The sequence below is a fragment of the Halorubrum sp. AJ67 genome (genome assembly GCF_000513435.1).
Genome location: NZ_CBVY010000009.1, coordinates 77,900 through 79,072, shown reverse-complemented (window position 1 = coordinate 79,072; position 1,173 = coordinate 77,900). Strand labels below are relative to the sequence as shown.

Here is a 1,173-nt window from a genome sequence, read left to right as displayed (position 1 = left end):
CGAGGACGTCGCCACCGCCGGCGACCTCGGGGCCGCTGGCGTCCTGCTCGCCTCCGGCGTCGCGAAGGCCGACGACCCGGAATCCGTCCTCGAAGACCTCGTCAGCGGGATCTGAGGTCGGGTCGGGGGCGGACCCGGAGCCCGCCCGATCCCCAGTCACGGTCGAGGTCGAGTCGCCGCTGCGTTTGCGGATCTGTATAAAGACATCGATGTGATCTACTCACACGATCGGGAAATCGCACGACGGCAGCGGTATCCTTCTCCCGCCGAAATGGCGGCGTCTAGTAACCTTTAACCGAAACAAGCCGCTATCTGTGACCAAGATGGCGAGCAACAAAATTCTCGGTATCGACCTCGGTACCACCAACTCCGCGTTCGCGGTGATGGAAGGCGACGAGCCGGAGATCATCGCGAACGCCGAGGGCGACCGGACGACGCCCTCGGTCGTCGCGTTCGCTGACGACGACGAGCGCCTCGTCGGCAAGCCGGCGAAGAATCAGGCCGTCCAGAACCCCGACCGCACGATCCAGTCGATCAAGCGGCACATGGGCGAGGACGGCTACACCGTCGAGATCGGCGACGAGGAGTACACGCCCGAGCAGGTCTCGGCGATGATCCTCCAGAAGATCAAACGCGACGCCGAGGAGTACCTGGGCGACGACGTCGAGAAGGCGGTCATCACCGTCCCCGCGTACTTCAACGACAAGCAGCGGCAGGCGACAAAAGACGCCGGTGAGATCGCCGGCTTCGAGGTCGAGCGCATCGTCAACGAGCCGACCGCGGCGTCCATGGCGTACGGCCTCGACGACGAGTCCGACCAGACCGTCCTCGTGTACGATCTCGGCGGCGGCACGTTCGACGTGTCGGTCCTCGATCTCGGCGGCGGCGTCTACGAGGTCGTCGCCACGAACGGGGACAACGACCTCGGCGGCGACGACTGGGACGAGGCGCTCATCGACCACCTCGCCGACGAGTTCAAAAACGACCACGGGATCGACCTCCGCGACGACCGGCAGGCGCTCCAGCGCCTGAAGGACGCCGCCGAGGAGGCGAAGATCGAGCTGTCGAACAAGAAGGAGACGACCGTCAACCTCCCCTTCATCACCGCGACCGACAGCGGTCCGGTCCATCTCGAAGACTCCGTCACCCGCGCGACGTTCGAGAACCTCACCT

General features: G+C 65.3%; 1 protein-coding gene and 1 pseudogene. Both read left to right on the top strand.

Annotated elements, in window-relative coordinates:
• A pseudogene (locus BN903_RS16745) lies at positions 1-115 on the top strand (triose-phosphate isomerase); the annotation flags it as partial.
• A gap of 208 nt (positions 116-323) precedes the next feature.
• On the top strand, positions 324-1,173 hold an 850-nt coding region (locus tag BN903_RS09275; protein ID WP_195155768.1), incomplete at its 3' end, for an Hsp70 family protein.